The organism is Novosphingobium sp., assembly GCF_965229225.1.
Classification (GTDB): Bacteria; Pseudomonadota; Alphaproteobacteria; order Sphingomonadales; family Sphingomonadaceae; genus Novosphingobium.
This window is the reverse complement of the sequence record NZ_OZ245867.1, coordinates 1,085,215-1,109,273: the sequence shown is the minus strand read 5'-3', so window position 1 is coordinate 1,109,273 and position 24,059 is coordinate 1,085,215. Positions and strand designations below refer to the sequence as shown.

Here is a 24,059-nt window from a genome sequence, read left to right as displayed (position 1 = left end):
CCCTGTTACATCCCGGCGCGGGTGCGGCCCATTTGCCCCAACCGGGCCAGCAGCGCCAGCCTTCGTTGCAGCAAACGTTGCTGTTCGGCGAATGTTTCGTCGGAAAACTCCGCCTCATGCCTGCGCGTGGCCTCTGCCAGCGCGGCTTCGACGGCCGGCAATCCGACCAGCAGATCGACCGCTTCGGCGAGTTCCTCCGCCGCATCGGGTGCCTTGCCGTCCAGAAAACCGAATCGCATTCCGGCGTAATCGTCCGCCAGCGGTGCCCGGAGGCCCCGTCTTGCCAATATGGTAAGAACATTGCTGCTTTCAAGCGGCTGCCCAGGACTTTGGGCACCGCTGTGGACCATATCGATCAGCACATCGAGCAGCGCGGCAAGGCCGGGATCGGCGACCTCGAGCCGGGCGAGCGTTTCTGCGTGGCGCGCGATCTGCTGCGGCTGATCGATCAGGCCGGTGAGGACCGCCGCGAGCAAGGGTCGGCCTTCGCCCACGGACTGCATCCGCGCGGTGACGGCGGCCGAAAGCGGCGGCGGCGCGGGCTTCCACGGGCCTTTCCGGCCGGAGCCGGGGCTGCGCTGCGCAGGTTGGAATGGGGGCCGCTCGCGCTGGGGGTAGGCGAGCGCGCCGAAGCGGTCGAGCAGATCGCGGCGATAAAGTCCCTTGATATCGCCATCGCCAATCGTCTCGACATGCGCCATCAGGCGGGCCTTGAGCCCGGCCTTGTCCTCCGGCGTGGCGAAGGGGCCGGCCTGGCGCTCGATATCCCAGAGCACTTCGACCATCGGGCGCGCGGCGGCGAGGACCTCTTCCATCGCAGGGGCCCCGCGCTGCTTGATGAGGTCATCGGGATCGAGCCCGGCGGGAAGCACCGCGATCCGGAGCGAATGGCCGGGGCGCAGCAGCGGCAGAGCGCGGACGATCGCGCGCGCGGCGGCACGCTGGCCGGCGGCGTCGCCATCGAAGCACAGCACCGGGCATTCGGTCATGCGCCAGAGCCGCTCGATCTGGTCTTCGGTGAGCGCCGTGCCGAGCGGGGCAACCGCCTCGCCTATGCCCGCCGCTGCCAGCGCCACGACGTCCATATAGCCCTCGACCACGACGACGCGGCCTGACTGGCGGCTGGCCGGAGAGGCGCGGTGGAGGTTGTAAACCGTGCGGCCCTTGTCGAAGAGCGGGGTATCCGGGGAGTTGAGATACTTGGGGGCGTCGGTTTTCGTCTTGTCGAGGATGCGGCCACCGAAGGCGATCACGCGGCCGCGCGGATCGCAGATGGGGAGCATGAGCCGGCCGCGAAACCGGTCGTAGGGATCGCGGCCTTCGACAACGATCCGGAGGCCGGCCTCGATCAGCATGGCTTCGGGGAACTGGGAGAGCGCCTCCTTCAGCGCGGTGCGGCTATCGGGCGCGTAGCCGAAACCGAACTCCTTGACGATCTGGGCCGGAAACCCGCGCGAGGCGAGATAGGCGCGGGCCTGTGCGCCCTGATCCTCCGCGAGGCTGGCCATGAAAAACGCCTGCGCAGCGGCCATCACATCGTGGAGCGACTTCTGCTCCTCAGCTCGCTTTGCGGCGCGCGGATCGGGCGCGGGGACTTCCATGCCCGCGCTTGCGGCAAGTTCCTTCACCGCGTCGAGGAAGGGCAGGCCCTGATGGTCGGTCATCCAGCGGATGGCATCGCCATGCGCGCCGCAGCCGAAGCAGTGGTAAAAGCCCTTCTCGTCGTTGATCGTGAAGCTGGGCGTCTTTTCGTTGTGGAATGGGCAGCAGGCCTTGAACTCGCGCCCTGCCTTCTGGACGCGCACACTCCGCCCGATCAGCGCGGAGAGCGAGACGCGGGTGCGCAGTTCATCGAGCCATTGGGGGGTTAGGGACATGCGTCCCTCAGCCCGCCAGCGCCGCCTTCACCAGGCCGCTCGCCTTGCCCATGTCGAGCTGGCTGCCGTGGCGGGCTTTGAGGGCGGCGACGACTTTGCCCATGTCCTTCATCGAAGTTGCGCCGAGTTCGGCCTTGATCGCCTCGATAGCGGCCTTCACCTCGTCATCGCCGAGCTGGGCGGGGAGGAATTCCTCGATCACTGCCAGTTCGGCCTGCTCGATATCGGCGAGCTCCTGGCGGCCGCCTTCCAGATAGAGCGTGATCGATTCGCGGCGCTGCTTGGCCATCTTCTGGAGGACGTCGACCACCAGCACATCGTCATCGGGCGTGCTGGATGCGGTGCGCAGCTCGATGTCCTTGTCCTTCAGCTTGGCAAGGATGAGGCGGACGGCGGCGAGGCGGGCTTTGTCGCCTGCTTTCATGGCACTGATCTGGGCGGCCTTGATCGTATCGCGGATCATGAGAGTACGTATTCCTGTGGATTGAGCGCCGTCACACGGCGCGAGACCCTGTGACTTAGGCGAAACTTTCTGCCTTCGCTAGGTTGACGGCAAGGGACGAGGGGCCTAGCGACCGAGCCTTAGCGACATCGCCAGAACCATGCCCACGGAGCGCCCCCTACAATGGCCGACCCCGCCTACACGCACGCGCCAAAACCAGCTGGAGCCACGGGCGTTCTCGTCCTCGCCGATGGTTCGGTGGCCTGGGGTCGCGGCTTTGGTGCGGTCGGCACCGCGGTGGGCGAGGTGTGCTTCAACACCGCAATGACGGGCTATCAGGAAGTGCTGACGGACCCGTCCTACGCCGGACAGGTGGTGACCTTCACCTTCCCGCATATCGGCAATGTCGGCACCAATCCCGAAGACATGGAAAGCCACGATGTGCCCGGAAGCGTTATGGGCGCCATCGGCCTCGTGGTGCGCGAGGATGTGACCGATCCGGCCAACTTCCGCAGCGTGGAGCCCTTGCAGGCATGGCTGGCGGCGCGCGGCAAGATCGGGCTTTCGGGCATCGACACCCGCGCGCTGACACGGCGCATCCGCCTCGGCGGCGCGCCCAATGCGGTGATCGCGCATGATCCCGATGGCGATTTTGATATTCCGGCGCTGCTCGCCGAGGCGCAGGCCTGGCCCGGCCTTGAAGGCATGGACCTTGCCCGCGTGGTGAGCCGCGAGGAGCAGGACGAGTGGGAAGGCGGCATCTGGCATCTGGGGAAGGGCTATGCCCGCTCGCCGCACGATCCGCGCCCGCATGTCGTGGCGATCGATTATGGCGCGAAGGACAATATCTTCCGCAATCTGGTGCGGGCCGGCGCGCAGGTGACGGTGGTGCCGGCTGAGACTTCGCTGGAGACGGTTCTGACGCTGAACCCGGCGGGCGTGTTCCTTTCCAACGGGCCGGGCGATCCGGCTGCGACGGGGGCTTACGCGGTGCCGGTGATCCAGGGGCTGCTGGAGCGCGATATTCCGGTGTTCGGCATCTGCCTTGGCCACCAGATGCTCGGCCTCGCGGCGGGCGCACGCACGATCAAGATGCACCAGGGCCATCGCGGCGCAAACCACCCAGTGAAGCGCCATGCCGACGGCGTGGTCGAGATCACCTCGATGAACCACGGCTTCGCGGTCGACAATGCGTCGCTGCCCGAGGGCGTGGAGGAGACGCATGTCTCGCTGTTCGATGGTTCGAATTGCGGGATTTCGATTGTCGGCAAGAAGGCGTTCGGGGTGCAGTATCACCCCGAGGCGAGCCCGGGGCCGCAGGACAGCTTCTATCTGTTCGAGAAGTTTGTGGGGATGCTGGGGTGACTTGGCTTTCGGATAACCCGGTTACCCCCACCCAACCCTCCCCCGAGCGGGGGAGGGCTTTTTCGGTTGAGCACCGCAATGTCGCATCGCGCAGCCTGCCCCTCCCCCGGTCGGGGGAGGCTGGGTGGGGGTGCTCGGCGCTAGAAGGGATCGCTGCGGTTTCGGGCGAGCGCGAGTTCCTGCGCGATCACCGTCAGAACGCCGTCTGTGTTGGCGAGGACATCGTTGTTCCAGAAGCGGATCACGCGGTAGCCTTGGGCTTCGATCAGGCGCGTACGCGCCGCATCAGCCTCGCTATCGGCGTGTTGTCCTCCGTCGAGTTCGATGGCGAGGCGCAAACTGCGGCACGCAAAATCGACGATAGCATTGCCGATGGGATATTGCCGGGTGAAGCGCGCGCCAAGTTGTTCGCCTCTCACCCGCGACCAAAGCCGTTTTTCCGCTTCCGTAGGATCTTTGCGCAGTTTGCGCGCCACCGGCGTCAGGCGTTTTTCGCTCATGCGTCGTGCACCCCCACCCAACCCTCCCCCGACCGGGGGAGGGCTTTAGTACACTAAGGCCGGTCCATGCCCAAACGCACTGACATCTCCTCGATCCTGATCATCGGCGCCGGGCCGATCGTCATCGGCCAGGCTTGCGAGTTCGATTATTCGGGCACGCAGGCGGTCAAGGCGTTGAAGGAGGAGGGCTACCGCGTGGTCCTCGTCAATTCGAACCCCGCCACGATCATGACCGATCCGGACATGGCGGACGCGACCTATGTCGAGCCGATCACGCCCGAGATCGTGGCCAAGATCATCGCCAAGGAGCGCCCCGATGCGGTGCTGCCGACGATGGGTGGGCAGACCGCGCTCAACACGGCGCTGGCGCTGGCGAACGACGGTACGCTGGAGAAGTACGGCTGCATCATGATCGGCGCGGATGCCGAGGCCATCGACAAGGCCGAGGACCGCATGAAGTTCCGCGATGCGATGGACAAGATCGGGCTGGAATCCGCTCGTTCCGGCATCGCGCATACGGTGGACGAAGCGCTCGCCGTGCTGGAGCGCACCGGGCTGCCCTCGATCATCCGGCCCAGCTTCACGATGGGCGGCACCGGCGGCGGGATTGCCTACAACAAGGACGAATTCGTCAAGATCGTGCGCGGCGGGCTGGAAGCTTCGCCGACCACCGAGGTGCTGATCGAGGAATCGCTGCTCGGCTGGAAAGAGTACGAGATGGAGGTCGTTCGCGACCGCAAGGACAACTGCATCATCATCTGCTCGATCGAAAACGTCGATCCGATGGGCGTCCACACCGGCGATTCGATCACGGTCGCCCCGGCGCTGACGCTGACCGACAAGGAATACCAGATCATGCGCAATGCATCGATCGCGGTCTTGCGGGAAATCGGCGTCGAAACAGGCGGTTCCAACGTGCAGTTCGCGGTCAACCCGAAGGACGGGCGCTTGATCGTGATCGAGATGAACCCGCGCGTTTCGCGCTCTTCTGCGCTCGCTTCGAAGGCGACCGGCTTCCCGATTGCGAAGGTCGCGGCCAAGCTGGCGGTGGGCTACACGCTCGACGAGATCATGAACGACATCACCGGCGCGACCCCGGCGGCGTTCGAGCCGACGCTGGACTATGTCGTGACGAAGATCCCGCGCTTTGCCTTCGAGAAATTCAAGGGCGCCGAGCCGCTGCTCGGCACGGCGATGAAGTCCGTCGGCGAAGTCATGGCGATTGGCCGGAATTTCCAGGAATCGATGCAGAAGGCCCTGCGCGGGCTTGAAACCGGGCTCGACGGGTTCAACCGCGTGGTCGAACTGGAAGGCGCGACGCGCGACCAGATCGTGGCTGCGCTGAGCCGGGCGACGCCGGAGCGGCTGCTCGTGATCGGGCAGGCCTTCCGCGAGGGGCTGAGCGTCGACGAGATCCACGCCGTCACCAAGTACGAGCCGTGGTTCCTGCGTCAGATCGAGGCGATCATTGCCGAGGAGAAGCGCATCAACGTGGAGGGGCTCCCGATTGACGCGGCGGGCCTTCGGCGCCTGAAGTCGATGGGCTTTTCCGACAAGCGGCTGGCCACTCTGGCGGTGCGGTCGGTCGGCGTGGCGGGCGGCATGGCGGAGACGACAGCGCGCCGCTCGGGCCTGATCCACGACGTGCTGAACGCGATGGCGGGGGCGACGAGCGAGGAAGAAGTGCGCGCGCTTCGCCACAAGCTGGGCGTGCGCCCGGTGTTCAAGCGGATCGACAGCTGCGCGGCCGAGTTCGAGGCGGTGACGCCTTACATGTACTCGACGTATGAAAGCGGCCTGTTCGGCGCGCCTGAATGCGAATCTGCGCCGACGGACCGCAAGAAAATCGTGATCCTGGGCGGCGGGCCGAACCGGATCGGGCAGGGGATCGAGTTCGACTATTGCTGCTGCCACGCCTGCTTCGCGCTGGGCGATACGGACCCGGCGAGCGGCGAGGCCGGGGCCGGCTTCGAGACGATCATGATCAACTGCAACCCCGAGACCGTCTCGACCGACTACGACACTTCGGACCGGCTCTATTTCGAGCCGCTGACGGCCGAGGACGTGCTCGAAGTGCTGGAGGCGGAGAAGGCCAACGGCACGCTGGTGGGCGTGATCGTGCAGTTCGGCGGGCAGACGCCATTGAAGCTGGCGCAGGCGCTGGAGGATGCGGGCATTCCGATCCTCGGCACTTCGCCCGATGCCATCGATCTGGCCGAGGACCGCGAGCGGTTCAATCACCTCGTCGAAAAGCTCGGCCTGCGCCAGCCGCTGGGCGGCATGGCCCGCAGCCGCGACGAGGCGGTCGCGGTGGCGACGCGCATCGGCTACCCGGTGCTGATCCGGCCTTCGTATGTGCTCGGCGGGCGCGCGATGGAGATCGTCGACAGCCAGGCGCAGCTTGATGACTATATCGCGACCGCGGTGAAGGTTTCGGGCGATAGCCCGGTGCTGATCGACCAGTATCTGCGCGATGCGATCGAATGCGATGTCGATGCGCTGGCCGATGGCGACGACGTGGTTGTTGCGGGCGTGATGCAGCATATCGAGGAAGCCGGCATCCATTCGGGCGACAGCGCCTGCACCCTGCCGCCCTATAGCCTGCCGGACGAAATCATTGCCGAGATGGAACGGCAGGCCGTGTTGCTGGCCAAGGCGCTGAGCGTGCGCGGCTTGATGAATATCCAGTTCGCGGTGAAGGACGGGGAGGTTTACCTCATCGAGGTGAACCCGCGCGCCAGCCGCACGGTGCCGTTCGTCGCCAAGGCCATCGGCCAGCCGATAGCCAAGTATGCCGCGCGGATCATGGCGGGCGAGAAGATCAGGAACCTGCCACCGATCAAGCGCGATGTGCCTTACATGGCGGTCAAGGAAGCGGTGTTCCCGTTTGCGCGCTTCCCGGGTGTCGATCCGGTGCTTTCGCCCGAGATGAAATCGACCGGCGAAGTCATGGGCATCGATAGCGGCTTCGCCGTGGCCTTTGCCAAGGCGCAGCTGGGCGCGGGGATGGTGCTGCCGCAGACGGGGACGGTGTTCGTGTCCGTGAAGGACAGCGACAAGCCGGTGATCCTGCCCGCAGTGCAGAAGCTCGATGCGCTCGGCTTCCGCATCGTGGCGACGGGCGGGACGGCGACGTTCCTGACCGCAGCGGGCGTGAAGGTCGAGCGGGTCAACAAGGTGGCCGAAGGGCGGCCGCATATCGTCGACCGGATCATCGATGGCGAGATCGCGCTGATCTTCAACACCACCGAAGGCTGGCAGAGCCACAAGGATTCGCAATCGATCCGGGGCAGCGCGCTCTATGGCAAGGTGCCTTATTTCACCACGGCGGCGGCATCTGTCGCGGCGGCGGGTGCAATCGAGGCTCTGCGCAGCGCCGAACTTGCGGTACGCTCCTTGCAGGATTATTATCAGCCCTCCACATGATCCCCATTAACGCGGCGATTGGGGCCCGGTTCGGCATAGTGCTGGCTGGGGTGGAACGGTTTTCCTCTTGTCCGGCGTGGCAAGGGATTGAAAGGGTAAAGGATTAGGGATGGCAAGTGTTGAGAAGCTGCCGATGCTGGCTGAAGGCTATGCGAAGCTGACGGCGGAGCTGAAGGCGCTGCGCGAAGAGCGTCCCCTGATCGTCGATGCGATCGAGGAAGCCCGCGCGCACGGCGATCTTTCCGAAAATGCCGAATACCATGCCGCGAAAGAGCGACAGGGCCAGGTCGAGGCCGGGATCAGCGATCTTGAAGACAAGATCAGCCGCGCGCAGATCATCGATCCGACGACGCTTTCCGGTGATCGCATCGTGTTCGGCGCGACCGTCACGCTGCTCGACGATGCGGACAAGCCGGTGCGCTACCAGATCGTGGGCCAGGCCGAGGCGGACGCCAAGGTCGGCCGGATCAGCTACAACTCGCCGCTGGGCCGCGCGCTGATCGGCCGCCGGGTCGAGGACGAGATCGAAGTGACGGTGCCTTCGGGCGACCGGTTCTACGTCGTCGAGAAGATCGAGTTTATCTGATCGGTCTTTGCGGACTGATCTGAACAAAGCGGCCGGGGGCGTGGTGCCTCCGGCCGCTTTTGTTTTGGGGCTTACTCCGGCTTGTGCAGGGCCGGTTCCAGCAGGCGGTGGAGGTGGACAACCACGTAGCGCATTTCGGCATCGTCCACGGTGCGCTGGGCACAGCTGCGCCAGGCATCTTCTGCGCTGGCATAGTCGGGATAGACGCCGACGAGATCGATCGCGTTCAGATCGGTAAATTCAAGGTGCTGCGGGTCCTTGACCCGCCCGCCCATGACGAGGTGCAGTTTCTGCATGGCTGGCTTGTCCGTTTCCTTGGGGAGGAAGCGCGGCACTGGCAAAAAAGAGAGGGGTGCGCAAGCGCCGGACGCTACGGAAGTCGCCGTTAATCAGCCTTCTTGCCCGGCAGGCGGCGCGTGATCACCGGGCCGAACGAGCGCAGGGCCTTGCCGGCAAGGTCAGTCAGCCGAGCCTTGTCCGATTTGGCGGGCGCTTCGGCTTCGTCAGCGCTGCTGGCGGCAGCCGCCTTTTCACCGACTGCGCCTGCCACATAGGCTGCGGCGAGCTCAAGACCGACCGCCGCAATATCCGCCGCGCGGCGGGGCAGTGACATGCGGGAAAGCGTGCCCTTGCGGGTCGCCTTGTCACCAACAACGCCGCTGCCGGTGCGGGCAATCGCTCCGGCGACCAGCGCGCCGAGCAGGATACCGCCCGCAACCATCGCGACGGGATGCTCCTCGACGAAGCCCTTGACCTTGCCGAGCGGATCGGTGGCGGTTTCGGGCGTCTCTGGCGCTTCAGGCTGCGGGGTTTCGCTATCGCTCATGTTTCGTCCTCGTCCGCCGCGGCCGCAGGGGCGCAGCGGTTCTTGATCAGGGCAATCAGGGGGCGGCGGAAGAACCATGCGGCGAGGAGCGCCAGCGTGCCGCCGATGACGGGCACGTTGTCCTTGGCGATGGCCTTGGCTTCGTCAACGGTGTCGAGCACCCGGTCCATCGCGGCTTCCTTGATGCGCGTGGGGATCGGACGTTCGGTAAGGTCGGTGCGCAACGTGGTGATCTGGCCGCGCACGCGCGCCCAGGCCTGATCACGGCGGCTGCGTGCTTCGTGCAGCGTCTCGTCGCTCATGCCGGGCCGTCCTTGCCCTTGAGCGCGCGGGCGATGGACCCGACGCCGCGGACGACGCCGAGCACGCTGAGGCCGGTGAGCGCGAGGAGGCCGAGGACAACCACGGCCAGCGCGCCCCAAGGCCCGAGCAGCGGGGCCAGCGCGAGCAGCAGTCCCACCACCAGCGCCATCAGCGCGAAGAACAGCAGCGCGAGCGCCAGCGCGGCGAGCGCGAGGATTCCCTTGGCGCGGCCGAGCACGAAGCCCGCCCGCGCCTTCTGGAATTCGATCTCCGCCGCGAGGAGCGTCTGCCCGTCTTCCAGCAGCGCGCGCGCGCCGCCGAGCAGGGTATCATCCCCTGCCGCCGCCTCGTCCGTGGTGCGGGCCGCCTCTTCGGTCACGCGCGGGTTCAGGCTTCCGTCGTTTCGCTGTCTGTGCTCGCCGGTTTGCGGCGCAGCAAGCGCGTAAGCACGAACCCGGCGACCGCTGCGATGCCGAGCGCCTTGACCGGGCTCTTCTTCACGAAGGTCACGATCTCTTCGCCGATCTCGGGAATGTCCTTGGCTTCCAGCGTGGCGGCGGTCGACTGCAGCGTGTGCGCCGCGCCGCGGGCGTAGTCGCCATATTGCACGCCGAGCTTTTCGTCGATCACGCCGGCGTTGCTCTCGATCGTCTCACCCAGAGTCGAGAGCGCAGCGGTGGCCTTGCCCTTGCCCTGGCGTGCGAGATCGAGCGCGACGACCTTGGCCTGCTCGGCATATTCGCCGGCCTTTTCGGTGTACTCGCTGGCCGTGGCAGCCACAGTCTCGGTGATCGCGGCGGTGCGTTCGCGCGCTTCGCCGGTCAGGTTCGCGGCGCTCGCCTTGGCATCCTCGATCGCCTTGCCGAAGCGGGTGGTGACGGCTTCTGCGGTTTCAGTGACGGTTTCTTCGATCTGCGCGATCTCTGCAGGCACGGCTTCGGCGATGGTTTCGACCACCTTGAGCGCGGCCTTCTTGCGGGTCTTGGGCTTGACGGCGGCTTCGGGAGCCGCGTTCTCGGGGGTATCGGTCATCGTGCGGGTCCTTTCGCGGGGGCGATTCTGGATTGAGCTTCTGTCCTAGCCCAATTGCCGCAAGTGCGAAAGGCGCGGGGGGCCGGTTTTGGCGCGCGCCAGAGACTGGTGGGCGCGGCTGCCCGGCCGGTTTTGCCGCCTGCCTTCCATAACTGCGCAAGGGCGTGCCGGTTCCAAGCTTGACCTTGTCACTCCGGCCAAGCGCAGATAGGGGCGCGCAGAACATCTCACTACACGAGGAAGCGCCATGACCGCGATCATCGACATTCACGCCCGCGAGATCCTCGATAGCCGGGGCAACCCGACCGTCGAAGTCGATGTTTTGCTGGAGGACGGCTCGTTCGGCCGCGCAGCGGTGCCTTCGGGCGCTTCGACCGGCGCACATGAAGCGGTCGAACTGCGCGATGGCGATCCCGCGCGCTACAAGGGCAAGGGCGTGCTGCAGGCCGTCGGCGCAGTGAACGGCGAGATCGCCGGCGCGCTGGTCGACATGGACGCCGAAGACCAGCGCGATATCGACCTTGCGATGATCGCGCTCGACGGCACCGAGAACAAGAGCCGCCTTGGTGCCAACGCAATCCTGGGCACCAGCCTTGCGGTGGCCAAGGCTGCGGCGGACGCGCGCGGGTTGCCGCTCTACAGCTATGTCGGCGGGGTTTCGGCGCATCTGCTGCCGGTGCCGATGATGAACATCATCAACGGCGGCGAACATGCCGACAACCCGATCGACTTCCAGGAATTCATGATCATGCCAGTCGGCGCGCCGACTTTGGCCGAAGCCGTGCGCTGGGGCAGCGAAGTGTTCCACACGCTGAAGAAGGCGCTCCACCAGAAGGGCCTCGCCACGGGCGTGGGCGACGAGGGCGGCTTTGCCCCCAACATCGCCAGCACGCGCGATGCGCTCGATTTCGTGATGGCCTCGATCGAGCAGGCCGGGTTCAAGCCAGGGACGGACATCGTGCTCGCGCTCGATTGCGCCGCGACCGAGTTCTTCAAGAACGGCAAGTACGAGATCAGCGGCGAGGGGCTCTCGCTTTCGCCCGAAGCGATGGCGGACTATCTCGCCGCGCTCACCGATGCTTATCCGATCCGCTCGATCGAGGACGGCATGGGCGAGGACGATTTCGAGGGCTGGGCCGCGCTGACGAGCAAGATCGGCAAGAAGGTGCAGCTGGTGGGCGACGATCTGTTCGTCACCAACCCCAAGCGCCTTACGATGGGCATCGCCAAGGGTCTCGCCAATTCGCTGCTGGTGAAGGTCAACCAGATCGGCACGCTGACCGAGACGCTGGAAGCGGTGAGCATCGCGCAGCGCAATGGCTACACCGCAGTCATGTCGCACCGTTCGGGCGAGACCGAGGACGCGACGATTGCCGATCTCGCGGTTGCCACCAACTGCGGCCAGATCAAGACCGGCAGCCTCGCGCGCTCGGACCGGCTGGCCAAGTACAACCAGCTGATCCGCATCGAGGAAGAGCTGGGCCAATCGGCACGCTATGCGGGCGCGGCTGCGTTTGGCCGTCTCGCCTGATTTAAGCGGGCGCTTAAAAACACTTCACAACCGTGCCGCTCTCTGCCAGCCTTGCTGGCGGAGAGTGATGCATGGATGAATTTCCGACGACGGCCGCGGCGGTAACACCGGGCTGGATCGAAGCTGGGCTGGCGCGCGCCGGGCTGCTGGGTGATGCGCGGATTACCGGGCTGGAATGGAAGGCCATCGGCACCGGACAGGTGGGCGATACGGCGCGCTTCACGCTGACCTACGACCGGCCCACAGCCGCGCCCGCCACGCTGGCGGGCAAGTTCGCCTCTGCCGATCCGACCAGTCGCGGCACGGCGGCGGCCATGATGCTCTATGTCAAGGAAGTGGGCTTCTACCGCGCGTTCGCGGCGGAAATCGCGGTGCGGACGCCGAAAGTCTATGCCGCCGAGATCAATGCTGATGGCACCGATTTCGTGCTGCTGTTCGAGGACTTGGCGCCGGAGCGGGGCGGGAACCAGCTGGAGGGCTGCGACCTTGCCGATGCCGAGGCAGCGATCCGGCAGGCGGCGGCGCTCCATGCGGCCACCAAGGGCCATCCGGCGGTGCTGGGGGCGGACTGGCTGCATGGGCGCGAAGGGCTGCTCGCGGAGATCGGTCGGCTCTATCATCACGCGCACGCCATCTTCCGTGAGCGCTACGACGGGCAGCTCGCGCCCGATGCCATGGCGCTGTGCGAAGAACTCGACCGGCGGGTAGAGGGCTGGCTGGGCCGCCAGCCCGAGGAGCCCTGCCTGATCCACGGCGATTTCCGGCTCGACAACATGCTGTTCGGTGTTGGTGGCGGGGCGGAGCCTATCGCGATTGTCGATTGGCAGACTTGCGCCATCGGCTGCGGGATGACGGACGTCGGCTACTTCATGGGCTGCGGCATCGGCAGTACGCTCAGGCGGCCCAACGAGGCGGCGCTGCTGGCGCTCTATGCCGAGGAAATGGCGCGGCATGGGGCGCCGGTTGCGCACGACGTGATGATGCGACGCTACCGGATCGGGGCGCTCCATGGCCTCTTCACCGCCGTTTTCAGCGCGGCCTTCGTGGTGCGCACCGAGCGGGGGGATGCCAACTTCCTTTCGATGGCGCGCGGCGCGGCCGAACTCGCGCTCGATCATGATAGCATCGGCGCTTTGGACGCCATGATGGAGACAAGGACATGCTGACCAAGGGCGACGACTTCCCGCTGCACCAGACCCCGGAGCCAGTCGCCTACTCCGGCACCGACCGCAATTTCTACGACCGCTACTTCTTCAACGGCTATGCGCCCGACGGAAGTGATTTCTTCGCGGCGGCCTTCGGCATCTATCCGCACCTCAACGTGGCGGACGCGCATTTCTGCTTCATCAAGGACGGGGTACAGCATTCGCTCCACGCTTCGCGCGAACTGGCGATGGAGCGGCTGGACCTGACCTGCGGGCCGATTGCGATCCGCGTGGAAGAACCGCTCAAGCGCCTTTCGATCAGCGTTGAGGGGGAGGGGATCCGTGCCGAGATCGTGTTTACGGGCCGGGCGTTTCCCATCGAGGAGCCGCGCTTCATCCACCGCATCGGGCCGCGCACCTTCATGGACTATACGCGGCTGACGCAGAACGGGCACTATACCGGCTGGGTCGAGATCGACGGGGTGCGCACGGTGCTGAAGCCGGGAACGGCAGGTACGCGCGACCGCAGCTGGGGCGTGCGCCCTGTCGGCACGAGCGATGCGCAGCCGCATGGGCACGGCGTTGTCCCGCAGTTCTTCTGGCAGTGGACGCCGATCAATTTGCCCACTCGCAGCGTGTTTTTCCACATCAACGCCGATGCGCATGGCGCGCCGTGGAACACCCGCGCTGTAATCGCACCCGATGGGGCGGGGCATGATGGTTTCACGGAGACGCCTTCCGCGAAGCTCGATGCGCCGTTGCAGCCGGGCACGTTGTGGCCGGCGGGCGGCACGCTGACTGTGGGCGGCGGCGATGATCCGCTGACGCTGACGTTCGAGCCGCTGGTGCGCTTTCAGATGCGCGGGCTGGGGTATACCTCACCCACGTGGGGGCATGGGCTCTATCACGGCGTGCTGGAAGTGGAGCGCGAGGATATCGTGCTGGCGGAAGTGGACCCGAAGCGGATGGACAACTTCCATGTGCAGATCGTCAGCCGTGTCACGACCAGCGCTGGCGAGGTGGGCACGGGCGTGTTCGAGCAGTTGATCTTTGGCGCTTACGCGCCGCTGGGGCTGGGGTAGGCACCAGCTTGCATCCCCAAACTCCGCTCACACTGAGCCTGTCGAAGGGTGCTGGCGCAACCGCCGCGCACGATGCTTCGACAAGCTCAGCATGAGCGGGTTATGGGTTTGAGCTGCCTACTTCACCCGCCGCACCGGCACCGGCACATTGCAGATATCCACCCCGCCAGCGGGCCGAATGTAGAAGGAATCGCGCCGGTTAGCCCGCGCATCGGCATAGGCTGCGAAGCTCTTGCTTTCGGTCGAGAGGTACTCGAAGCGCGGCAGATCGGGGACATCGCTGCCGATGCGGATGGTGAGGATCGGTGTGCGTTCCTCCGCCGTCTTGTAGAAGCCGATATCGCCGGTGCCGCGCGGCAGGCTGGAGAGGTGCTCCATTCCCTCGATCACCCGGCCGACGACGGCGATGTTACGATCAAGCTGGCGCGGGGCTTGGCCGATGACGGTGTATAGCTCGGCGCCCGAGCCCGTATCGGGCGGATAATCGCGGCCTACGCCGACCGTGCCGTAGCAGTGGATGGGCCATGTTGCCTTGTCATCACCGGATAGAGCAAAGGGAAAGCCATCGCGGAACATGTAGCCGGGCGCGTACGGATCCGTCATGCCGCGCAGCGTGTCCTTCGCCGCCTGCCCAGCTGCAGCCTCTGCGGTGAACGCGGCATCGTAGAGCTGGTATTCCCCCTCCGGCACCACCGCGATCCCCGCAGGCAGCGGCTTGGCCTTCGCCCTGTCCTCGCCGTCCGGATCGCCCCATTGCACGACATAGCCGTCCTGCACGCGGTTGACGCTCGTGCCGTCCCACCACTTCGCCGCCGCCAGCTTGCGGATATTGCCGATCCACCCTTGCGAGAACGGTGCCGGCAGCAGCTGGATCACCACCCGCCGCGCCGCGCCCTTGGCATCGGACGCCAGGTCCATCACCAGCAGATCAGACGGCGCAATCGCCGCCCAGTCCGCCGCCGGGGCTGCCGCGACGATTTCGGTCGGCGCGAGCGCGGACTTTTGCGCAGGTGCAGCGGCGGGCGCAGTCTCTTTGGTGGGTGCAGGCGCGGGCGCGGCGTTGCAGCTGGCCAGCAGGGCGACGGAGAGCAGAAGCGGGTGTTTCATGACAAACGACTTGTGCCAGCCTTCGCGGCCTTGCGAAAGCGCTTCCATGCGGTTAGGGCCGCGCCTTCCAGTGCAATGCGGAGCGGTGGCCGAGTGGTCGAAGGCGCTCGCCTGGAAAGTGAGTATACGCCAAAAGCGTATCCAGGGTTCGAATCCCTGCCGCTCCGCCACGCAGTCCGGCCTAAATTCTGCGCTCGGGTGCTATTCCCCCGAAAACCCGCAGAACTTCGCGGTTTCTGCGCTGTATCGCGCTTTCGGAGAGAATCCGGAGAGCGCTGGCGGGCCATTATCGGGGGCCTGCGCGGAGCTGAGAAACCGGGGCAGTTCAGTTTCGCCCATATCGCGAATTCAGCGTTGCGCAGAGCATCGAATGATCGCAGCTTTCTCGTGCCGACTTTCCTGCGCCTCTTTTCAAAAAGTGTGGGACTAGCCACGTAAGGAATGCCCGGTTTCCGGGTTAATAGCAGGTTCGGCATGCACCCCTAACAGGGCCCGCTTTGGACGGTAACAGGGTCGAGTTTCGAGCAGATCTGGCTCGTTGTGTTTGGTGTTGGGGTTGAGGCGCCAAGGTCGTGACGGGATGCCTCGGTGGGCAGCGATGCATCCGGCATCGCCGCGATAGCTCCAAAAGGGGAGATCCACGATGGCAACGAAAACCAAAGGTCGCAGCAGCAGCGGCAAGGTTCGCCGCGATCACATCGGTAACTTTGGCTGCTGGCTGCACCTTCTCGAAGAAAAGCTGTTTGGATCCGAAGGCAACCGCCTGTCGCCCAAAGATGTTTTGCTGCGCCAGGACTACAAGCGGGCAACGGAAGGCAATATCAAGGGCAGCCTCCTCGTGCCGGGCATTCATCGAGAATTCTCCTGGCTTGCAACCGCCACCCGGTCCGCGATGAAGGTGCCGATCATCTGCGAAGCACTTCGGGCGGTTTCGAACATGGCGATGCTGGATGTGAAGACATGGGGCATCCCTTCCCAGACATGGAGGTCCGCACTGCCACCAGCCCGTTCGACGAGATCGGCGAACCGGGTCGAATCATCGAGCAGGACTTCGTCTTCGCCGACATGGATCTGAACGGGCGGCAGGCCAGACGCCGGCGCGAATAGCGGCGAGGCGCGCGGGTCTGCGGGATCCGCACCGGCCAGGTAGGTAGCGGCGCAGGCGAGTATCTCGTCCCGGCTCAGGATCGGATCGGCCGCCGCGCGCGTGCGGCAGCTTTCACCCGAGGCAGTCAGGTCGGTCAGCGGCGAAATCGCGACGGCGGCCGAGGGCTTTGCAGCACTGGACACGGCAAGGGCGGCACAGAGCGCAAGCGTGAGGCCGCCACCCGCCGAGTCGCCGGCAATGACGATCTGTGCGGCGCCCTGCTCGACAAGGCCGTCATAGGCGGCCAACGCATCTTCGATGGCGGCGGGGAAGGGGTGCTCGGGCGCGAGCCGGTAGTCGGCCACGAAGGCGCTGACGCTGCTGCTTGCAGCGATCTGGCCAACCGGATGGCGATAGGCGGCGGCACTGCCGATGACATAGCCGCCGCCATGAAGATAGAGGATCGCCGCGCGCGGGGCGGCATCGCGGGGATGGCACCACCAGCCGGGTATACCTCCTACTGAGCCCGCTGCGTAAGTCACTTCTTCCGCAGCAGGCGTCGCTGCGATCATCTGGTCGAAGAATTCCCGTGTTTCGGGGGTGATATGCAATGCCGGTTGGCTGGCCAGCATGGCGCGAAAACCGGCCATTGCGGCTGCGTCGGCTTCGCTGATCGGGTGATAGCTCTTCGGCATCAGACAGTTCCTGTGCTTTGCAGGGGTATGGCGGGAATGCGGCGGCCTTCGAGCGGCAGAACATGGCGCTCGCCGATCTCGCTGATCGAGCGGCAGCCCAAAAGGATCATCGTCCGTTCTAACTCGCTGCGCAGGATGGCGATCGCCTTCGACACACCCGCTTCGCCGCCGGCGGCGAGGCCGTAGAGATAGGCCTTGCCGACCGAACATGCATCCGCGCCGAGCGCGATGGCCTTCACGATATCGCCGCCGCGCCGAATGCCGCCATCGACGACAAGTTCCATGCCTGGGCCGACCGCCGCGCGGATCGGGCGCACCAGATCGATGGGGGCAGGAGCTCCATCCAGCTGCCGTCCGCCGTGGTTCGAGATCATCAGTCCGTCCGCGCCAACTGCCTTTGCACGGGCTGCGTCAGCAGGAGAAAGAATGCCCTTCAGGATCAGCGGCCCAGTCCAGTGTGCACGCAACCACTCCACATCCGCCCAGGTCACGGTTCGATCGAACTGGCTGTTCACGTAGTCAATCAGACCCATAGCGCCTGCGCCGAGGGCATCGACGCGGTGGGCGACGTTGGCGAGACGGAAGCCCGGATGGAGTGCGAGGTTCATTGCCCACGCCGGATGCGTGGCAAAGCTCCACAGGCTCCTGAGGCCAAAACGTGGCGGCATCACCATGCCTGTGCGCAGATCACGCTCGCGGTTTCCGGCCATTGCCATGTCGACCGTCAGGCAGAGCGCCGAATAGCCGGCAGCCTTGCAGCGCGCGACGAATTCGAGGGTCAGGCCCCGGTCCTTGAGGATGTAGATCTGGAACATCAGCGGGTTCCGGACCGCCGCTGCGACGTCCTCGAGCGATGTCGTGGCGAGCGTGGAGAGGCCGTAAAACGTGCCCGCCGCCTCTGCCGCGTGGGCCGCGGCGAATTCTTTCTGATGATGAAACAGCCGCGACATGCCGGTCGGTGCGAGGAAGAACGGCAGGGCGAGCTTGCGGCCGAACAGGTCCACAGACAGGTCCACCGAACTGACATCGCGCAGTGTTTCGGGAAGCAGCTGATAGTCCTGAAACGCTGACTGGTTTCGGCGCAGCGTCCATTCGTCGTCCGCGCCGCCATCTATGTAATGAAACATCGGGGCAGGCAGACGCCGCTGAGCGAGCCGGCGCAGGTCCGCAATGGAATGGCAGCGGGACAGCATCAGCGATCCGATCGTCAAGGCAGACTCAGCGGCTCCAGGGGTAATAGTCCCGGGTTCCATCGGCGTAGTCGGGGTCGATATAGATCCAGATCCGGCTGGCGAGGGCGCCCTCGAAGGTGAACCAGGTGCAGAACTGCCCCATGCAGGCTCCATCCGGCTGCCAGGTCCGGCCATCGGCAAGCCTGCCGGAGCTTACACCCGCGATGCAGACCCGGTTGCCGTCGGCGAGAATGTTGAAACTTTCCGGATGGTGGCAAATGCCCGCAAGGTATGGCGCCAGATCGCGATAGAGTTGGGCGAGACCCTCCTTGCCCTTTGCAATCCCCCACTTGGGAAACATCACCTCAACATCATTGGTGACCAGCGCGAACACATCGCTGCCTTCATCGAAGGCGCGGAGGAAGCCTTTGGCCAGCTCAAGGTAGTGGTCTGCCATCCTTCGATTTCCCCTGAATGCCTCGGTCGATCAGGCCCGTGCTGCAAGCCTGACCCTGACGCGTCAAGCACGTCGGCCTGCTGCTATCCATACAGCTAAATTTCACCATTGACAAACGCATTCATGAATCGGAAATTCAATCGGGCGCTTCGGACGTGATGTCGAGGCGCATGACAGGGTGCGCAAGAATGCCGCACCCGGACGGGGACAGGGTGAACATGAGCAGCACTTTCCGGTACCGGCGGCTTGGATATCTCGCGCTGACGGTGACTGACATCGAAGCGTCCACCCGGTTCCTCACCGATGTGTTTGGTCTCGATCTGGTGGAGGAGTCTGCGGACGGCACCCGCTACTTCCGTGTCGGGCCGGGGCGGCACGATATCATGCTGACCCAGGCTGACCATGCCAGTTGCGTGCGCACCGCATGGGAGCTTCAATCGCCCGAGGATCTGGACGCGGCCTTTGCGCATTTTAAGGTGCTTGGGCTGCACCCCGCATGGGTTGATCCGGCCGAATGCAGCCGCCTCGCCATCACACGGGCTTTCCGCTTCGTCGACAAGATCATCGGCGCGACGTGGGAATACTACATCGAGATGGTGAACTACTGCAGCCCGCTGCAAAACCGGATCACCTCGTTCCAGGGGGGCAAACACTTCGGGATCTACGTGCCCGACAATCATGCCATGACGCAGTTCCTGTGTGGCAACGCCGGCTTCCTGATGTCGGATTACATCGGCGAACAGCAGATCTCGCTGGTTCGAGCGTGGCCCAATCCCAATCATCACAGCATCGGCATGGTCGATGGGCCAGGCAAGCCGGCGCGGCTCCATCACATCGCGTTCATGGTCAACGAGATTGACGACATTGGCCGCCTGTTCAACCGCTGCCGCAACAGTGGGGTCGATATCCATTTCGGCATCGGGCGCCATCCCACCTCGGGCAGCATCCACCTCTATATCTACGGGCCGGATAACTTCGTCTGGGAATACACGCTCGGCATGGAGCAGTTCCCCGAAGCGGGTTCGCGCCAGCCGCGCGCGATGTCCGCCAAGCCAGAGCATTACGACTTGTGGGGCGCGATGCCGGACGATTCCCGAAGCGATCTGCTGCCAATCGTTGTCGTCGATACGGCGGGAGCGACGTGATCCGCACTTCGCGGCAGACAACCGAACAAGACCAACGATACGAGAAATGAGGGAGAGAACCATGTGCAACAAGACCAGGCCCGGAGCCATCAGATCACAGGCACTGACGTCGCTTTCGCTGATGGCCATGATGACATGCCTGGCACCGGCTGCGCGGGCAGAGGCTGCCGATGCGAATGTCAGGGCCGACGCTGACAGCGGCCTCGCCGAAATCGTCGTCACTGCGCAGAAGCGCGGCGAAAACCTTCAGAAGGTACCGATCGCCGTCACCGCACTTTCGGGTGAGGCGCTGACCACAAAAGGCATCACCACGGTCGTGGATCTGACCCGGGTCGCGCCCAGCCTGACCTATACGGTGCAGGCGACGCAGGCGACGCCCCGCATCCGCGGCGTGGGTACGGCGATTGCCGGCGCGGGCAACGAAAACTCTGTCGCGACCTATGTCGACGGGGTCTACTACGCCTCCGCGACGGGCTCGATCCTGACCTTCAACAACATTGAACAGGTTGCCGTGCTCAAGGGGCCGCAGGGCACGCTGTTCGGCCGTAACGCAACGGGCGGGCTTATCCAGATCACCACCGCGGATCCCAAGCAAGAACTGCAGGGCAATGCGCGGGTCGGTTATGGCAGCCAGAACACGATCGGCGGCGACCTCTATGTGACCGGCGGTCTGGGCGCGGGTGCCGCAGCCAACCTCGCGGTTCATTACAGCAACCAGATGGATGGCTTCGGCAAGAACCTCGCCAACGGCAAGGACGTCAACAAGACGCGCGACATCGGCGTACGCACGAAGTTCAAGTTCGATCTGGGTGGCAGGACGACGGCCATCGCCGCCTTCGACTATGATCACACGATCGCAGCAGCCCCTGCATTTCGCGCTGCCTACGGCGAAAAGGCACTGTTTACCGGCTACTCCTTCAAGGGCGGTTTCAACGATACCGACACCGATACCCAGCCGTACTCCAGCGTCGAGCAATATGGCGCGAGCCTTAACGTGACGCACGAATTCGACGGTGCGAAGCTTGTCAGCATCTCGGCCTACCGGCGGACCCAGTGGGATGTTGCATTCGATTCCGATGCGACACCCACACCCGCCCTCTCTGTGAATGTCCATGAAGTGGACCGGCAGTTCAGCCAGGAGTTGCAACTCATCTCCACCGGCAGCGGGCCGTTCAAGTGGATGGTTGGGGGGTACTACTTCTACGGGAAGGCCCACAACGATCCGGGGACCATCTATCTGCCGGTTTTCGGGCTCAACCAGATCATCAACAGCATCCAGTCGACCAATTCCTACGCGGCTTTCGCGCAGGCGACCTACAGCTTCGATGCGGCCACCTCGCTGACGCTGGGCCTTCGCTACACGAACGAAGACAAGACCATGAATTCGAGCGGCGAGCTTGATTTCCTGAACCCCGCATTCGTGCTGCCGGCGGCGCCTTATACCGCGCGCCAGCACGTGTCGCGCCTGACATGGCGTGCGGCAATCGACCACAAGATCGGCGAAGATGTGCTTGTCTATGCATCCTACAATCGCGGCTTCAAGAGCGGTGGCTTCAATGCCTTTGCGCTCAACACACCGAATGCCTTCGTGCCCGAGACGCTTGACGCCTTCGAAGTGGGCCTCAAGAGCGAATTTGCCGGGCGCAAGGTGCGCTTCAATGCGGCTGGTTTTTACTATGATTTCAAGAATATCCAGCTCAACACCTACGTCAACTCCGCGCCTGCGGTTTACAACGGCAAGCAGGCGACGATCTACGGGCTCGATGCCGACCTGACGGCGGCGCCAGTGCGTGGGCTGACCTTGACGGCCGGTCTGTCGCTCATTCATGCGCGCTTCGGCGACTTCCCGATCACCACGACGGTGATCCTCCTCACGGGTGGCCTGGTGCTTGGGCCTATGACCAGCGCCAAGGACAAGCGGCTGCCGCAGACTCCGGATGTGCAGCTTAATCTCGGCGCGCAATACCATCTGGAATTGCCTGGCAGCAGCCTCGATTTCGCGGCTGACTACTTCCACTCCGCCCGCTGGTTCGAGGCTCCGGAGAACAGGCTGAATCAGCCTGCGTACTCGGTGGTCAATGCCTCGGTCGCGTGGAATTTCGGGGCCAATCAGGCTTACTCTTTCCGGATCTGGGGGCGCAACCTGAACAATGCGCATTATGCCAACCAGCTGACCGCCCAGCCGAATTTCCTCGATCTGGTTAATCCTGCGGATCCCAGGACCTACGGCGCTACGCTGTCCGTCAAGTTCTGAGAGCAGGGAGGCGGGCGGACATGGCGCGGCGGCTTGAGGGGAAGGTCTGCCTGATCACCGGCACTGGCGGGTCGATGGGCCGGGAGGCCGCCCGCCTGTTTGCCAAGGCCGGCGCGCGGGTCGTCGGGTGCGACATCGATGCCGCGCGCGCCGAGGAAACCCTGCGGCAGGTCAGGGCGGAAGGGGGAGACATGGTCTCGCTGCATCCGCTCGATCTGGCGCAGGAAGCGCAGGCGGCCGACCTCGCCGCCTTCGCGCTGGAACGGTATGAACACATCGACGTGCTCTACAACAATGGCGCGGCCGGAGAGTTTGCGTGGCTGACGGACATGACGCCCGAGCAATGGCGCTTCACCTTGCGGAACGAGATGGACGTGGTGTTCCACCTGACCCAGGCTGTGTGGCCGCACATGATCGCGCAGGGCGGCGGCTCGATCATCAATGTCGGATCGGTCTCGGGCAAGATCGCCTACAAGGTGCTGCCTGCGGTGGCGCACAGCGCGGCCAAGGGCGGCGTCAACGCAATGACCAAACATCTCGCGATGGAGGGCGGTCCGCACCGCATCCGCGTCAATTCGATCAGTCCCGGCCTGATCCTGAGCGATGCTGTGCGCATGCTGATGAGCGATCCGGCTTGGGCCAAGGCGATGATGGACAAGATCATGCTCGGCCGTCCGGGGGAGCCTGAAGACGTCGTGCAGACGGCGATCTTCCTTGCGAGCGACGAATCTGTGTGGATTACCGGCGCCGACTTCGCGGTCGACGGCGGCACGACTGCATGGTGAGGATCGTGCTCACCGACCAATCGATGCGACAGGAACCTCAATGACTATACTCGTCACCGGTGCCACCGGCACAATCGGTTCCGCGCTTGTCGAGCGCCTTTTGGCGGCGGGGGCCTCAGTGCGCGTGCTGGTGCGCAATCCGGGCAAGGCCCGTTTTCCAGCGACGGTCGAAGTCGTTCAGGGAGACATGGCGGACATCGGGTCGATCCGTGACGCACTGGCATCTGTCCGAACCCTGTTTCTGCTCAATGCGGTCGCAGCGGACGAGCTCAATCAGGTGCTGATCATGCTGAACCTCGCGCATGCGGCGGGCATCGAAAGGATTGTCTATCTTTCGGTCACGCGTGCGCACGCCTTCCCCAACGTGCCGCACTTTGCCGCGAAGGCCGCGGCGGAGCGCATGATCGAAGATTTCGGAATGGCGGCGTCGATCCTGCGGCCCAACTACTTCATGCAGAACGAAATGGTCCTCAAGGCTGCGATCCACGATCATGGCGTCTATCCCATGCCAATCGGGTCGAGGGGCCTCTCGATGATCGACATCCGCGACATTGCCGATGCTGCCGCGCATGAGGTCTTGCGGCGCGACCGGGCCGCTGCGCCTTTGCCAAGCACGGTGATCGAACTCAGTGGTCCCGACGTGATCACCGGTGCTTCAGCGGCGGAAGTGTGGTCACGCCAACTCGGCCGCCCGGTGCACTATGGCGGCGATGATCCGGGGGCCTGGGCCGCCAGCATGCGCGGCGCGGTACCGGAATGGATGATCTACGACCTTGGCCTCATGATGCAGCGCTTCCAGCAGGCGGGGCTGGAGGCGGAGCCGCAGGACACCGAGCGTCTCGCGGATCTGCTGGGGCATCCTTTGCGAACGTATGAGGCCTTCGTTGCCGATACGATTGCCAGCTGGAAAGAGAGTGCGTGATGCCTGACCTTCAGCATGGATCGATTGCGACGTTGATCGAGTTCACGGTGGATGTGGCCCGCCTAGACGAGTTCCTTGCGTATATGGCGGAGGTCGCGCCGGGCACGCGCAGCTTTGCTGGCAATCTCGGCTTCTGGACTTATGCCGATCCGGAGAATCCGGCACACGTGGTTCACCATGTTGCATGGGACAGCCTCGCGTCGCAGCTGCGCTATATGGAGTGGCGCGAGAGCACTGGGGTGTTCGACATGATCCGCAGCTTCATCATCGAGGGGCCGCAGCTGACCTACTGGCAGCTGACCGACATTTACTGACGGCCC

General features: G+C 64.7%; 23 protein-coding genes and 1 tRNA gene. 12 read left to right on the top strand and 12 right to left on the bottom strand.

From position 1 onward, the window contains the following. Positions 1–5: 5 nt before the first annotated feature. Together dnaG and ACO06X_RS04870 are read right to left on the bottom strand one after the other, a co-directional pair. Positions 6–1,877, bottom strand: a complete 1,872-nt coding sequence (gene dnaG, locus ACO06X_RS04875) for a DNA primase (RefSeq protein ID WP_421838852.1) — start codon at positions 1,875–1,877, stop codon at positions 6–8. 7 nt (positions 1,878–1,884) lie between these two features. Further along, complete coding sequence (locus ACO06X_RS04870) at positions 1,885–2,340, bottom strand: GatB/YqeY domain-containing protein (protein ID WP_421838851.1); 456 nt, start codon at positions 2,338–2,340, stop codon at positions 1,885–1,887. 162 nt (positions 2,341–2,502) lie between these two features. Here ACO06X_RS04870 and carA point away from each other — a divergent pair, with 162 nt between their 5' ends. Then, positions 2,503–3,684, top strand: a complete 1,182-nt coding sequence (carA, locus tag ACO06X_RS04865) for a glutamine-hydrolyzing carbamoyl-phosphate synthase small subunit (protein ID WP_421838850.1) — start codon at positions 2,503–2,505, stop codon at positions 3,682–3,684. A gap of 140 nt (positions 3,685–3,824) precedes the next feature. On the opposite strand, the gene ACO06X_RS04860 is transcribed toward carA, so the two are convergent. Further along, positions 3,825–4,184, bottom strand: coding sequence for an endonuclease domain-containing protein (locus ACO06X_RS04860; RefSeq protein WP_298174490.1), 360 nt, complete (start codon positions 4,182–4,184; stop codon positions 3,825–3,827). A 66-nt stretch (positions 4,185–4,250) separates the two neighbouring features. Here ACO06X_RS04860 and carB point away from each other — a divergent pair, with 66 nt between their 5' ends. Further along, positions 4,251–7,610 carry a carbamoyl-phosphate synthase large subunit gene (gene carB / locus ACO06X_RS04855; RefSeq protein ID WP_421838849.1) on the top strand — a complete coding sequence of 1,120 codons (3,360 nt, stop codon included), beginning with the start codon at positions 4,251–4,253 and terminating at the stop codon, positions 7,608–7,610. A gap of 109 nt (positions 7,611–7,719) precedes the next feature. Then, positions 7,720–8,196, top strand: coding sequence for a transcription elongation factor GreA (greA, locus tag ACO06X_RS04850; protein WP_421838848.1), 477 nt, complete (start codon positions 7,720–7,722; stop codon positions 8,194–8,196). Positions 8,197–8,267: 71 nt separating this feature from the next. On the opposite strand, the gene ACO06X_RS04845 is transcribed toward greA, so the two are convergent. The 5 genes from ACO06X_RS04845 to ACO06X_RS04825 form a co-directional block, all read right to left on the bottom strand. Continuing rightward, a complete protein-coding gene (locus ACO06X_RS04845; protein WP_421839855.1) occupies positions 8,268–8,492 on the bottom strand; it encodes a DUF4170 domain-containing protein in 225 nt (74 codons plus the stop codon). Between the two features lie 89 nt (positions 8,493–8,581). Next, the gene (locus ACO06X_RS04840) at positions 8,582–9,022 is read right to left on the bottom strand and encodes a hypothetical protein (protein WP_421838847.1); all 441 of its coding nucleotides are present in this window, start codon (positions 9,020–9,022) and stop codon (positions 8,582–8,584) included. After that, the gene (locus ACO06X_RS04835; RefSeq protein WP_421838846.1) at positions 9,019–9,324 is read right to left on the bottom strand and encodes a hypothetical protein; all 306 of its coding nucleotides are present in this window, start codon (positions 9,322–9,324) and stop codon (positions 9,019–9,021) included. Before ACO06X_RS04835 ends, ACO06X_RS04840 begins: the two co-directional genes overlap by 4 nt. Next, positions 9,321–9,704, bottom strand: a complete 384-nt coding sequence (locus ACO06X_RS04830; RefSeq protein WP_421838845.1) for a hypothetical protein — start codon at positions 9,702–9,704, stop codon at positions 9,321–9,323. The genes ACO06X_RS04835 and ACO06X_RS04830 overlap by 4 nt, the downstream gene beginning before the upstream one ends. Positions 9,705–9,712: 8 nt before the next feature. Then, positions 9,713–10,357, bottom strand: a complete 645-nt coding sequence (locus ACO06X_RS04825; protein ID WP_421838844.1) for a hypothetical protein — start codon at positions 10,355–10,357, stop codon at positions 9,713–9,715. A 247-nt stretch (positions 10,358–10,604) separates the two neighbouring features. Between ACO06X_RS04825 and eno the strand changes: the two genes are divergently transcribed. The 3 genes from eno to ACO06X_RS04810 all read left to right on the top strand — a co-directional run bounded on the left by eno (position 10,605) and on the right by ACO06X_RS04810 (position 14,115). Continuing rightward, on the top strand, positions 10,605–11,888 hold the full coding sequence (eno, locus tag ACO06X_RS04820; RefSeq protein ID WP_421838843.1) for a phosphopyruvate hydratase: 1,284 nt from the start codon (positions 10,605–10,607) through the stop codon (positions 11,886–11,888). A 71-nt stretch (positions 11,889–11,959) separates the two neighbouring features. Beyond that, the gene (locus tag ACO06X_RS04815) at positions 11,960–13,054 is read left to right on the top strand and encodes a phosphotransferase family protein (RefSeq protein ID WP_421838842.1); all 1,095 of its coding nucleotides are present in this window, start codon (positions 11,960–11,962) and stop codon (positions 13,052–13,054) included. Continuing rightward, on the top strand, positions 13,048–14,115 hold the full coding sequence (locus ACO06X_RS04810) for a hypothetical protein (RefSeq protein WP_421838841.1): 1,068 nt from the start codon (positions 13,048–13,050) through the stop codon (positions 14,113–14,115). Before ACO06X_RS04815 ends, ACO06X_RS04810 begins: the two co-directional genes overlap by 7 nt. A gap of 117 nt (positions 14,116–14,232) precedes the next feature. Here ACO06X_RS04810 and ACO06X_RS04805 read toward each other — a convergent pair whose 3' ends face one another. Further along, entirely contained in the window at positions 14,233–15,222 is a 990-nt protein-coding gene (locus tag ACO06X_RS04805) for a peptidylprolyl isomerase (RefSeq protein WP_421838840.1), read from the bottom strand. Positions 15,223–15,301: 79 nt separating this feature from the next. Between ACO06X_RS04805 and ACO06X_RS04800 the strand changes: the two genes are divergently transcribed. Then, positions 15,302–15,392: transfer RNA gene (locus ACO06X_RS04800), tRNA-Ser, on the top strand. A 679-nt stretch (positions 15,393–16,071) separates the two neighbouring features. Here the strand turns inward: ACO06X_RS04800 and ACO06X_RS04795 are convergent. The 3 genes from ACO06X_RS04795 to ACO06X_RS04785 are packed head-to-tail and all read right to left on the bottom strand — an operon-like array spanning position 16,072 to position 18,633. Next, positions 16,072–17,004 carry an alpha/beta hydrolase gene (locus ACO06X_RS04795; RefSeq protein WP_421838839.1) on the bottom strand — a complete coding sequence of 311 codons (933 nt, stop codon included), beginning with the start codon at positions 17,002–17,004 and terminating at the stop codon, positions 16,072–16,074. Next, complete coding sequence (locus ACO06X_RS04790) at positions 17,004–18,197, bottom strand: alpha-hydroxy acid oxidase (protein WP_421838838.1); 1,194 nt, start codon at positions 18,195–18,197, stop codon at positions 17,004–17,006. The genes ACO06X_RS04795 and ACO06X_RS04790 overlap by 1 nt, the downstream gene beginning before the upstream one ends. A gap of 25 nt (positions 18,198–18,222) precedes the next feature. After that, positions 18,223–18,633 (bottom strand): nuclear transport factor 2 family protein, encoded by a 411-nt coding sequence (locus ACO06X_RS04785; protein WP_421838837.1) that lies wholly within the window; start codon positions 18,631–18,633, stop codon positions 18,223–18,225. Between the two features lie 218 nt (positions 18,634–18,851). Between ACO06X_RS04785 and ACO06X_RS04780 the strand changes: the two genes are divergently transcribed. The 5 genes from ACO06X_RS04780 to ACO06X_RS04760 all read left to right on the top strand — a co-directional run bounded on the left by ACO06X_RS04780 (position 18,852) and on the right by ACO06X_RS04760 (position 24,053). Continuing rightward, a complete protein-coding gene (locus tag ACO06X_RS04780; RefSeq protein WP_421838836.1) occupies positions 18,852–19,778 on the top strand; it encodes a VOC family protein in 927 nt (308 codons plus the stop codon). Between the two features lie 127 nt (positions 19,779–19,905). Continuing rightward, on the top strand, positions 19,906–22,032 hold the full coding sequence (locus tag ACO06X_RS04775) for a TonB-dependent receptor (RefSeq protein ID WP_421838835.1): 2,127 nt from the start codon (positions 19,906–19,908) through the stop codon (positions 22,030–22,032). 20 nt (positions 22,033–22,052) lie between these two features. Further along, on the top strand, positions 22,053–22,817 hold the full coding sequence (locus tag ACO06X_RS04770) for an SDR family NAD(P)-dependent oxidoreductase (RefSeq protein ID WP_421838834.1): 765 nt from the start codon (positions 22,053–22,055) through the stop codon (positions 22,815–22,817). A gap of 40 nt (positions 22,818–22,857) precedes the next feature. Beyond that, positions 22,858–23,739: an SDR family oxidoreductase gene (locus ACO06X_RS04765; protein ID WP_421838833.1), complete on the top strand. Its 882-nt coding sequence runs from the start codon at positions 22,858–22,860 to the stop codon at positions 23,737–23,739. Continuing rightward, positions 23,739–24,053: a putative quinol monooxygenase gene (locus ACO06X_RS04760; protein ID WP_421838832.1), complete on the top strand. Its 315-nt coding sequence runs from the start codon at positions 23,739–23,741 to the stop codon at positions 24,051–24,053. Before ACO06X_RS04765 ends, ACO06X_RS04760 begins: the two co-directional genes overlap by 1 nt. Positions 24,054–24,059: the final 6 nt, after the last annotated feature.

Coding starts and splice junctions, on each gene's coding strand:
- ACO06X_RS04860 (WP_298174490.1), bottom strand. CDS start 4,184: ATGAGCGAAAAACGCCTGACGCCGGTGGCGCGCAAACTGCGCAAAGAT.
- ACO06X_RS04780 (WP_421838836.1), top strand. CDS start 18,852: ATGAGCAGCACTTTCCGGTACCGGCGGCTTGGATATCTCGCGCTGACG.
- carA (WP_421838850.1), top strand. CDS start 2,503: ATGGCCGACCCCGCCTACACGCACGCGCCAAAACCAGCTGGAGCCACG.
- greA (WP_421838848.1), top strand. CDS start 7,720: ATGGCAAGTGTTGAGAAGCTGCCGATGCTGGCTGAAGGCTATGCGAAG.
- ACO06X_RS04765 (WP_421838833.1), top strand. CDS start 22,858: ATGACTATACTCGTCACCGGTGCCACCGGCACAATCGGTTCCGCGCTT.
- dnaG (WP_421838852.1), bottom strand. CDS start 1,877: ATGTCCCTAACCCCCCAATGGCTCGATGAACTGCGCACCCGCGTCTCG.
- ACO06X_RS04825 (WP_421838844.1), bottom strand. CDS start 10,357: ATGACCGATACCCCCGAGAACGCGGCTCCCGAAGCCGCCGTCAAGCCC.
- ACO06X_RS04795 (WP_421838839.1), bottom strand. CDS start 17,004: ATGCCGAAGAGCTATCACCCGATCAGCGAAGCCGACGCAGCCGCAATG.
- ACO06X_RS04815 (WP_421838842.1), top strand. CDS start 11,960: ATGGATGAATTTCCGACGACGGCCGCGGCGGTAACACCGGGCTGGATC.
- ACO06X_RS04785 (WP_421838837.1), bottom strand. CDS start 18,633: ATGGCAGACCACTACCTTGAGCTGGCCAAAGGCTTCCTCCGCGCCTTC.
- ACO06X_RS04770 (WP_421838834.1), top strand. CDS start 22,053: ATGGCGCGGCGGCTTGAGGGGAAGGTCTGCCTGATCACCGGCACTGGC.
- ACO06X_RS04805 (WP_421838840.1), bottom strand. CDS start 15,222: ATGAAACACCCGCTTCTGCTCTCCGTCGCCCTGCTGGCCAGCTGCAAC.
- ACO06X_RS04845 (WP_421839855.1), bottom strand. CDS start 8,492: ATGCAGAAACTGCACCTCGTCATGGGCGGGCGGGTCAAGGACCCGCAG.
- ACO06X_RS04810 (WP_421838841.1), top strand. CDS start 13,048: ATGCTGACCAAGGGCGACGACTTCCCGCTGCACCAGACCCCGGAGCCA.
- ACO06X_RS04775 (WP_421838835.1), top strand. CDS start 19,906: ATGATGACATGCCTGGCACCGGCTGCGCGGGCAGAGGCTGCCGATGCG.
- ACO06X_RS04790 (WP_421838838.1), bottom strand. CDS start 18,197: ATGCTGTCCCGCTGCCATTCCATTGCGGACCTGCGCCGGCTCGCTCAG.
- ACO06X_RS04835 (WP_421838846.1), bottom strand. CDS start 9,324: ATGAGCGACGAGACGCTGCACGAAGCACGCAGCCGCCGTGATCAGGCC.
- ACO06X_RS04840 (WP_421838847.1), bottom strand. CDS start 9,022: ATGAGCGATAGCGAAACCCCGCAGCCTGAAGCGCCAGAGACGCCCGAA.
- ACO06X_RS04870 (WP_421838851.1), bottom strand. CDS start 2,340: ATGATCCGCGATACGATCAAGGCCGCCCAGATCAGTGCCATGAAAGCA.
- eno (WP_421838843.1), top strand. CDS start 10,605: ATGACCGCGATCATCGACATTCACGCCCGCGAGATCCTCGATAGCCGG.
- carB (WP_421838849.1), top strand. CDS start 4,251: ATGCCCAAACGCACTGACATCTCCTCGATCCTGATCATCGGCGCCGGG.
- ACO06X_RS04760 (WP_421838832.1), top strand. CDS start 23,739: ATGCCTGACCTTCAGCATGGATCGATTGCGACGTTGATCGAGTTCACG.